General features: G+C 70.4%; 4 protein-coding genes. 1 reads left to right on the top strand and 3 read right to left on the bottom strand.

The features are described from left to right. Positions 1 to 5808 (bottom strand): beta strand repeat-containing protein (locus ACP2AH_RS20570; RefSeq protein WP_425107514.1); only part of this gene is annotated, 5808 nt, incomplete at its 3' end. Positions 5809 to 5939: 131 nt separating this feature from the next. Between ACP2AH_RS20570 and ACP2AH_RS20565 the strand changes: the two genes are divergently transcribed. Then, positions 5940 to 6827 carry a hypothetical protein gene (locus ACP2AH_RS20565; protein ID WP_425107513.1) on the top strand — a complete coding sequence of 296 codons (888 nt, stop codon included), beginning with the start codon at positions 5940 to 5942 and terminating at the stop codon, positions 6825 to 6827. 66 nt (positions 6828 to 6893) lie between these two features. Here ACP2AH_RS20565 and ACP2AH_RS20560 read toward each other — a convergent pair whose 3' ends face one another. Continuing rightward, entirely contained in the window at positions 6894 to 10022 is a 3129-nt protein-coding gene (locus ACP2AH_RS20560; RefSeq protein ID WP_425107512.1) for a multicopper oxidase family protein, read from the bottom strand. 239 nt (positions 10023 to 10261) lie between these two features. Next, a partial coding sequence (locus ACP2AH_RS20555) for an SDR family oxidoreductase (protein ID WP_425107511.1) occupies positions 10262 to 10537 on the bottom strand: 276 nt, incomplete at its 5' end.

Here is a 10537-nt window from a genome sequence, read left to right as displayed (position 1 = left end):
GGCCGAGCTACTGCTGCTGCCACCGCTGGAACCGCTATTGGCCGGCCCCGTCGCCGCCGAGACCAGCGCGCCGCCCGAGCCGCCGCCGCCGCCCACCGACTGGGCGAAGATGCCGTAGGAACGGTCGCCCTGGGTAGTGATCCCGGTCGACAGGCCGCCCCAGGCCACCGCCATATTGACGGTGACGGTCACGTCCCCGCCCGCGCCGCCGCCGCTGCCGCTGCCCCCAAGGCCGAGGCCGATGGACGCCGTGCCCCCTTCGCCCGATGTCGAGGAGGAGGCGCCGCCCGATCCGCCGCCGCCACCCACCGACTGGGCGAAGACGCCGCTGGAATTGTAACCGCTGGTCGACAGCGTGCCCTGGGTGGTGACGCCAACCGTGCCGCCGCCGCCCGCGCCCGACCCGGCCCCGCCGATGGACAGCGCCACGCTGGTTTCGCTGGCCGAGGCATTCGTCGTGCTGGCGCCCCCATTGCCGCCGCCGCCGCCCACCGATTGCGCGAAGATGGCGGAGGAATGGTCCCCCGCCGCCACCATGGTGTCGGAATCGTAGAGATCGACGCCGGTGGCGATCACATAGGTGTTGATCACCGAGACATCGCCGCCCGCGCCGCCGGTGCCGCCACTGCCGCCGAGGCTCAGGGCGAGCGAGGTGCCGCCATCGCTGCCGCACTGGCTGCCCTGCTGTCCCCCGCTCGTCCCGGCTGAGGCCGAGGTCGCGCTGCCGCTGGCCGCCCCCGACAGGCTGCCGGTGGAACTGGACGAGGACCCGCCGGAGCTGCTGGACGAGGAAACGCTGGAACTGGCGACGCTGGAGCCGCCACTGCCGCCGCCCCCGCCCACCGACTGGGCGAAGATGCCCGCCGCATTCGGGCCGAGCGTGCTCACATAGGCGAGCTGCGATGCCCCGACCGTCACCGTGACCGCGCCGCCATTGCCGCCATCGCCGCCTGCGGCGCCGAGGCTCATACTCACCGCCGCCTGGCCGCCGCTGCCGGCCGTGCTGGACGAGGAGCCGCCATTGCCGCCGCCACCGCCCACCGACTGGGCGAAGATGCCCGCCGCCATCAGGCCGGAGGTCTGGACATAGCCATAGGTGGTGAGATTGATGCTGCCGCCGTCGCCGCCGTCGCCGGCCCCGCCGCCGAGGCTGAACGAGGCGGCGTAGGAATCCCCGTTGGCATTGGCGCTGCTGGCGCCGCCATTGCCGCCGCCGCCGCCGATGGACTGGGCGAGGACCGCCGTGGCCTGGTCGCCATAGGTGTAGATGGACCCCGTATTGGCGATGACAACGGCGGCGCCGTCGCCACCCGTGCCGCCGAAGCCGCCAATGGTGAGCGCGGCGGCAATGCCCGCGCTGGCGCCGTCATTGCTGCTTTCCGGCTGGTCGGTGGAACTGCCGGAGACCGCCGAACTCACATTGCTTGCGTCCTGCCCGGCTCCGGCCCCCGCCACCGAGGTGACGCCGCCCTGCAGCTCCTGCCCGCTGCCCGCCGTGGTGCTGCTGGAGGCCGCGCCGCCATTGCCACCGCCCCCGCCGATGGACTGGGCGAGAATGCCGTAGGAGAGCGCGCCATAGGTCACGAGCGTGCCGCCATTGTTCACGGTGACAGCGCCGGCATCGCCGCCCCCGCCGCCGAAGCCACCGATGGCGAGGCCCGCCGCATAATCGTTGCTGGAGGCGCTGGCCTGCGTCCAGCCGCCATTGCCGCCGCCCCCGCCGATGGACTGGGCGAGAATTGCGGATGAGTGCATGCCCACCGTGGTGATGCTGCCTGATGTGCTGGTGTTGCTGTTCACCGTCACCGCGCCGCCGGTGCCGCCGGTCGACCCGCCGCCGCCAATGGCAAGGGCGACCGAGGCGGTGGTGGAGGTCGCATTGGCATCGGCCGAGCCGCCATTGCCGCCGGAGCCGCCGATGGACTGGGCGATGATGCCGGCCGACTGGTCGCTGAAGGCGCCGGCCGTGCCGGTCTGGATCACGCCGGACTGCGTGACCGTGACCGTGTCGCCGTCGCCGCCCGGCGCGCCGACACCGCCGAGAGCGACGCTGGCCGCCGCGCCGTCCGTGCTGTCGCTGATGCCGGAGAGGCTGAAGGCGCGGCTCGACCCGCCATTGCCGCCGGCGCCGCCGATGGATTGCGCGAGAATGCCGGCCGAGAGATAGGCGCTGGTGGAGATGTCGGCGGCGGTGACGGTGACGGTGCCGGCCCCTTCGCCGCTGCCGGCGATCCCGCCGGTGGCGCCGCCCCCGCCCACCGACACATTGGCGTCGCCCCCGCCTGTGGCACCGGAACCGGCGATGGCGAAGCCGCCATTGCCGCCCGTGCCGCCGATGGATTGCGCGAGAATGCCGATGGACTGGCCGGCGCGGGTGCTGACCGTGCCGGACGCCGTGACGTCGACCGTAGAGGAGCCGCCGCCATTGCCGCCGCTGCCGCCGACGGCGACGCTGGAGGCGAAGACGACAGAGCCCGCTGCCGAGGCGGTGAACCCGCCATTGCCGCCATCCCCGCCGATGGACTGCGCGATGATGCCGGCCGAGAACAGGCCGTTGGTCGCGGTTTGGCCGTTGGCCGTCACCTGGGCCCCGTCGCTGCTGCCTCCGCCGCCGCCGGGGCCGCCGATGCTGACAGGCGCGCTGGCGCCGGAGCCGAGGGCGCCGGCGAAGTCCCAGCCGCCCGTGCCGCCATTGCCACCGATGGACTGGGCGATGATGCCGGCGGACTGGTTAAAGCCCTCCGAGCTCACATTCTGCGTCTGGATGATGACATTGCCCGAGATGCCTCCGCCGCCACCATCCCCACCCAGATTGACGCTGGCGGCCAGCCCCTCGCTAAGGCCGCCCCCGACGGTGAAGCCGCCATTGCCGCCCTGTCCGCCGATGCTCTGGCCGACGACGCCCGGCGCGAACGGGCCGTTCATCGTCACATCGGCGTTGAGGGTGATGCTGGCCGTCGCCGCCGCGCCGCCGCTGCCGCCGCTGCCGCCGATGACGAGGCTTCCCGAGGCCGTCCCGGAGAAGTCGCCTCCCGCGGCGAAGCCGCCATTGCCGCCTCCCCCGCCGATGGATTGGGCGAGCACGCCCGGGGCGGTGCCGCGCGGCTGGTCGCCATAGGAACCGACCATGCCGACGATGGCGCCATTGCTGGTCACGCTGACATTGCCGGCATTGGAACCGAAGCCGCCGCCGCCTCCAACGGCCAGGCTGAACGCGCCATCGCTGGAAAAATCGCCGGTGGTCGCAAAGCCGCCATTGCCGCCGCCCCCGCCGATGGACTGCGCGAGGAGAACAGGCGCGCCGCCGTAATTGGACGTCAGCACGCCATCGTTGAGCACCGTCACGTCCCCGGCGCTGTTGCCGCTGCCGCCGGCGCCGCCGATGGTCATGCCGACCGCCGCGGAAATGCTGAGGTCCGTCGAGAGGCTGAATCCGCCACTGCCACCGCCGCCACCAATCGACTGGGCGACGATCGCGCTCGATCCCACGCCATTGACGGTGATGGCGCCGGTTCCGTAGCTGGGGTTGGTGGAGCTGTTCTGGTTATAGACCCAGACAGCTGCGCCGACGCCGCCGCTGCCCCCTGTCCCACCGATGGCGAGACCACCGGACACGGCATCGGCAGTGACCGCGATGGTGTTGCCGCCGGCCCCGCCGCCGCCGCCGATGGCCTGGGCGAGAATGCCGTGGGAGCGTTCGCCGTTGGTGGTGATGACGCCGCCGGAATTGTCGGCGATGACCGATCCCGAATTGCCGCCGCCGCCGCCCGTGCCGCCCACCCCTATGCCGATGACGGTCCCGGTCGTGACGGTGCCGGAAACCGAGGCGCCACCCGCGCCGCCGCCGCCGCCGATCGACTGGCCGACCAGGCCGGAGGAATCGTCACCCAAGGTGGAGATGCTGGCGCCATTGGTGCTGGCATAGACATCGCCGCCGTCGCCAGCGCCGGCGCCGGATCCGCCGAAGGACATGGCGAAGCTGCCGACATCCGAGCCGGACAGGGTCACCGCATAGCCGCCCGCGCCGCCCCCGCCGCCGATGGACTGGGCGACGATGCCCGGTGAACTGTCTCCTGCCGTGGAAATGACCGCCGACGTCGCCGGGCCGCTGAAGGTTGGCAGGTTGGAAATCGAGGTGCAGGCGCCGTTGTTCGCGGAATTGCCGGAATAGCTGTTGCAGTTGACGGCCACGGGGCTGGTGCCCCCGCCGTAACCGCCGCTGCCGCCATGGGCGATGGCGGCGGAGACCCCGCCGGACAGGTCGAAGGCGAGGCTGCCGCCGCCCGCACCGCCCCCGCCGCCGATGGACTGGGCGAGAATGCCGGCGGAGTTGATTTCCGAGGTGGCGATGCTGCCGCTATTGCCTACGAAGATGCTGGCGCCGCCGCCGCCCTGGCCGCCGGTGCCGCCGACCGCCAGGGAGACGCCCGTCACCAGCGAGGCCGAGCCCGACAGGCCGAACCCGCCCGCGCCGCCACCGCCGCCGATGGACTGGGCGAGAATGCCATAGGCGCCGCCCGCCGTGGTCGCGGGCGACCCGATGACGCCGCACCCGCCGGTGCAGAGATTGCCCTCATTGAGGACGATAACCTGGTTGCCATTGCCGCCGTCGCCTCCGGAGCCGCCCAGAGCGATGGCGAGGCCGGGCGCGTTGCTGAAGGCCAGGCCGCCGGACCCACCGGCGCCGCCGACAGACTGCGCGAAAATGGCGGCGGAGGACGCGCCTGCGGTGCCAATGCTGGCGTAATTGGTCACCGTGACCGCCGCACCTTGGCCGGCCGGGCCGCCGGATCCGCCCAGCGCCCCCAGTCCTGCGGCCACGCCGGCATTGCCGCCGCCGCCGCCGACGGATTGGGCGTAGATGCCATAGGACCCCGCGCCGGCGGTCAGGATGTCCGCCCCGGCGTCGTTGGTTACGGTAACCGTGCCGCTGTCGCCGCCATAGCCGCCGCCGCCGCTGACTCCCCCAAACCAGCCATTCGTGCTGCCGCCGTCGCCGCCATTTCCGCCGATGCTCTGTGCAAAGATGGCAGGTGCCCGCGCGGTGACGATGGCGGCCGCATTCGACACCGTGACCGTGCCGCCGTTTCCGCCCGTTCCCGCCGCACCGCCGTTGCCGCTGCTGACGGAACTGTTCTCATTGCCGCCATTGCCGCCCTGGCCACCCACGCTCTGGGCCCAGATACCGTAGGAATCATTGCCGATAACTCCCAAGGCGATGTTGTTGCTGATCGTGACGCTGACCGCACCGCCATTGCCGCCATCGCCGCCGCCCCCGCCCTGGAAGGACACCGACGAGGTGGAGCCGCCATTGCCGCCCCGGCCGCCCTGGGAGATCACGACGACGCCGGAATAGACGAAGGCAAAGGCGCCCGACGCCACACTGACGGTGGCGTCGGCTGTCCCGCCATCCCCGGCAGCGCCACCGGGCTGGCCGCCATAGCAGCTGCCGCCACTTCCCCCCGCCCCGCCCTGCCCGCCGGTGACGTTCACGAGGAGAAGCGTTGCGAAGTACTCGGTGCCGGACGTTAGGCCGGTGCTGAAGTTCGTGGAGACGCTGTCGGATGGATTGCCGGTCGTGCCGCTATAGGGCGGGTAGCTGCACGCGTCCGCGTTCTGGCCGCTGAGACCGTTGGCTCCTGTGTTTTGAAAGGACGATAGGGCCGGCCCGGTCAACGGTGCGGTCTGGGCGGCGGCGGCGGTGGTCAGTGCGCAGATGGCGACCGACGACATGAGGAGCGACAGGGGCAGCCGACGCGGAGCCAGGGCCGTTGCAGCGTTGCGCGGGAGCGACATCAGACCGGCCATGCACATTCCTCGGCTCCTGCGCGAGGCTTTCCGCCTCGGCCGCAATCTGGGGAAGGACGCCCCCCCGACCGACCTTTGGAGGCGGGGTGTGCTATAGGCAACGTCACATTTTGGAATCGTCGGATGGCCCCATGCATGAGACGGGCGACCGCGTGAGCGCGGCAGCGGGGCCCGCCGCGTCCTTTCCCGAACCCGTGCTTCGGCTGTTCGGAGCCGAGGCGATCAACCGGCTGATGGCGGCTCCGGGATTTTCCGCCGCCGTCGAGGCCGCCGCCGGCAATGCCGTCCGGCTGTACGACGGTAGCTGGATCCGTAACCGGCTATTGAATGACCGTGGCCGGCTTCTGGCCGTGCTGCTCATTCTCGACCTGCATTTCACCGAAAGCGGCGGAACCGGCGTGACCGGGGCGCGGCTGCGCCGCGAGGTGGTGGAACTCGATGTCTGCAGCGCCGGCCGCGCCACCGCCTTTCTCGCCGCGCTGCGCTTCAAGCGCCTGCTGGCGGACATGCCCCAGTCGGGGCCGAGGGAACGGCGGCTGATGCCCACCGCCGCGCTCCTTCAGATGCAGCGCGAGCGCTGGAACGGCATGTTCGCGGCCATCGCCCATATCGACGCGCCGGCAGCCGAGGCGGCCCGCGTCCTGCCGGACGAGCTTTTGTTCGGCCCCTGCACCCACGCCATGGCCGATTGCTTCCGCCGGGGCCTGCGGGTGTTCGCCGCCGCACCGGAACTGCAGGACCTGGCGGAGCGCGATGCGGGCCTCGTCATGCTGGTGTCGCTGATTACCCGAGACGAGCCGGTCTCCGTCAGCCAGTTGGCGCGGCAGTTTCACGTCTCGCGCGCGCATGTGGCCAATGTGCTACAGCGCGCCGAGGCACTGGGCTTCGCCTCCAGCGTGCCGGGGCTGGGCGGCTATCGCGCCAGCCCGGCGCTGATGCCCGTGCTCATGCGCTTCTATGCCGTCATTTTCCTGACCTTCCTCACCGCCCTGAGGACGCAGCAACCGCCGGTGTCGTGACGGGACGGACCGCCTCATGCCGGCGGCAACCGCAATAGTGCCGCCACCCCCGGCCGCGCAGCGCCGTCAGTCGCCGGCGAGCACCATGCCGACGATCCCCTGCATCCCCACCTCGGCGAGAGGCCGCGGGGTCAGGGTGCGCGCCGTCACGTCGGCCCGCTCCATGCCAAAGCGCCGCACGGTTCCGCTGGCCGCGCCCTCCTTCGTGCCGACCAGGAGATCGGCACCTTCGGTGGTGCTCGTCGTGGCCACGCTCACCCCCCGTGCGTCAGGCCCGAAGGGCGCGAAGCGCGCCATCTCGCGGAACTCCGCCTTCGGATGGGCGGCCGCGCTGTGCAGATACATGGCCGGCCCGCCATCGAGCGCCGAGCCGGCAGAGAACACCGCCACTTCCGCCCCGTCCTGCTGGCCAATGACGATGCGCTCGGCCCCGCCCAGCGTGCCGGCCAGCCAGCCGGTGGCGAGCGACACGCCGCCGCGATAATCGGCCCCGAAGGGCGTGAAGGAGGCGGACAGCACCGGGCGCGGCGGGCCCTTAGCGCGATGCGCGTGGCTGCCGATCTCGCCTTCCATCGCCGTGAGCAGCGGGAAGACGAACACCTTCACCACTGCCGGCGAGCCGGGGCCGGGCGCCGCGATGAGGCTCTGCCGGCCGGTGGTGAAATCGACGAAGCCGGTGGTGACGGTGACACCGTTGCGCTCGCCATAGAACGGGTTGAAGGTTGCGAACAGCTCCGGCACCGTGCCGACCGGCGGCAGTAGCGAGCCGAACACCCGGATCTCGCTCGACACGCCGGGGCCGGAGCCGACGATGATGTTGTCGCCGGTGGTTCGCCCGTCGATCTGCGCGGCGGCGACGCTCACGCCATTCGTCAGCGCGGCATCGAAGGCGAGGAAGCGCGCCAGTTCCACGGTGAAGGGCGCGCCCTTCTTTCCCGCGCCGGAGAACACGGCGACTTCCGGCGCATGGCCGGGCCCTGAGCCGACAACGAGATCATAAACCCCGTCATCGTCGACATCGCCGATGGCGACGCTCGGCGTGCCCTCGAAGCCCGGGAACGGGGTGACGGTGGCCAGCAGCCGGTTCCCGTCCATCACCCGCACCGTGGCGGCGCGGCCTGGCCCGCCGGGAACCGCGACCGCATAGGCCGAGATGGCCGGGATCACGTTGACCAGCGCCATCAGGCCGTTGTCCTCATGGTTGAGCCGGTGGCAGTGCATGACGAACAGGCCGGCATAGTCCTCGAAGCGGGTGCGGATGGCGAGCCGGCCCGGCTCGATCACCGTTTCCTCCGGGCCGAGATTGGGGGCCGGCACATTGGCGTTGTCGATGCCCTGCAGCACCGCGCCCATTTTCAGGCCGATGGTGGGATCGGAGACGGAGACGATCTGGAAGTCGTTGACGTGCACATGAATGGGGTGCTCGTCATTGTTCTCGTTGCTGAACACCCATTCCTCGACCGAATCCAGCCGCGGCTGGAGGATCGGCACATTGGGGAAGGCGGCGCTGTCGAAGGCGTAGATGAACGCTTTGGGATCGACCTTGCTGGCGAGATCGTTGAGGAAGCCGCCATTGATGAGGATGTGGCGCGTCAGATCCGGTGTGACGCTCGACAGGTCGTCGAAGGAGGTGAAGGCACCCAGCTTCTGGCCCTCGGTGAACGGCATGGCCTCGCCCTTCTCGCCTTCCACCACCGCGCTCATCAGCTTCTGCGTCGGGAACAGGAAGAAGCCGTCATAATAGCTGACGGCGGCAGGCGCGACGCTGAGCGTGCCGAGCACGGCGGGCGGGTTCTCGGTGCCATTGCTGGTGTAGAGGATGCCGGGCGCGTTCTCGGTGCGGGCGCCGCCCCCGCGCGCGGGCATGTCGAGCACGAGCTCGCCCTCCAGCGGCAGCGTCACCGCGATGGCGAAGCGCGAGGCCGGCGGAATGACGAGCCGGGTGCCGCCCTCATCAACGGGATAACGCACGGAGGGGCTGGGATTGCCGTCCTGGCCGACAATGGCGATCTTCGGGTGATGCCCGGTCGCGGTCTCGGTGAGGCGCACGCTCATATAGGCCATGTCGCTGATATTCGCGAGAACCCAGATCTCGGTCTGGCCCGGCCTGCCGCGCAGCACCGGCTGGAACTGGCCGTTCACCGTGAACTGGATATCGCGCGCATGGTCCGGTAGGTCCGGGTCGGCGGGCACATTTCCCGGCGGCCCGGCGGCGGCTGTGAAGCTTTGCAAATTGTTCGGGATGAACTGGAAGCGCCCGCGCATGTTGTGGATCGACAGCGCGCCGGCATACCAGACGGTGGCGAAGCGCGCGCCCTTGGGCGCGTCCGTGAAGTCCACCGGGGCGAGAATGGGGCGATAGGTGCCGGCAGCCAGTTCACCCTCCGCCGGGGGTGTGAGCGTGCTGACGAATTGCGGCCAGTTGGGATTGGCGAAGCTCGGTGACGGGCCGTCGCGGTCGAACACGAAGTTGTATTGCAGCGCCATGCTGCGCACGGGAATCGCCTTCTGCGTCACGACGGGCAGATTGCCGTCCGGCCGCCCGATCGCCAGCAGGCCGGCGAGGCCGAGATAGACATGGGCGGAGGTCAGCGTGTGCAGGTGCGGATGGTACCAGTACAGGCCGTGCGGCATGCTGGCGGGCACGTCATAGACATAGGTGTTCACGGTCCCCGGCGGCATGTGCAGCAGCACGTTGTCGGCATTCGCCTTGGGGCTGACATGCAGGCCGTGCGTGTGCAGGTTCAGCGGCGAGACCGTGAGCTGCGGGGGATAGACCGGCACCTCGCCGCCCTCGGCCGTGTAGCGCGGATCGTAGAAATCGCGAATGCCGAGCCCGGCGAGCCCGTTCTCGTAATGGATGATGAGCTTCTCGCCGGGAAACACCTGCAGCGTCGGCGCGGGGTAGTTGTCGCGCGCGGCGCGGACCCCGTTCGACGCCTTGCCGCGCACGAGTTCATAGCCATAGAGCAGCGTGTTTTTCACCGGCACCGGCGAGGTATCGAGCGTGGCTTCGCCCTGATGGGCGGTGAGCGTCACTTCCAGCACACCGTCGACGCTCGAGAGCACCACCGGCTCGCGATAGGCGGGCGGCTGGTAGGTGCCGGATTGCGCATGGGCAGGGCTGGCCGCCGATGTGACGAAGACCGCCGCGACCAGCAGCGCCGGTCGGAGCAAACGAACGATGCGATCCACTTTTACCCCCACCGGCCATGCTTACGCGGGGTCACGCTATCACGTCGCGATGGCCGCTGTGCCGGACGCCCCGACGAATTGTCCCCTTGGCCACTGGGAGTAACCCAGCCGTCCCCCGATCCTGGTCGAAGCCCCGCACGCGGCCAGCACCTCTTGAACAGGTCGCGCGCGAGGGAGCCGTCCGGCGATCGGGGGGGTCGTGCCGACAAGCGAGCGGACAGAGGCGCCGGCGGCCGGGCCTACCAGCAGACGAAACCGCCATCGACGATGAGGTCGATTCCCGTGACGAAGGAGGAGGCGTTCGAGGCGAGGAACACCGCCGGGCCGATCATCTCGTCGGAGCTGGCGATGCGCTGCATCGGCGTATCCCTGCGGAACACCTCCAGATGGTCCGCGACCTCGCTGCGGTCGTTCATCGGGGTGAAGGTGTAGCCGGGGCTGATGACATTCACCCTGATGTTGCGATCCGACCATTCCATGGCGAGGCTTTTGGACAGCTGGATCACCGCCGCCTT

Source organism: Ancylobacter sp. (assembly GCF_965249975.1).
Classification (GTDB): domain Bacteria; phylum Pseudomonadota; class Alphaproteobacteria; order Rhizobiales; family Xanthobacteraceae; genus Ancylobacter.
Note: the sequence above shows the minus strand (reverse complement) of the source record. Positions and strands in the feature narration are given on the sequence as shown.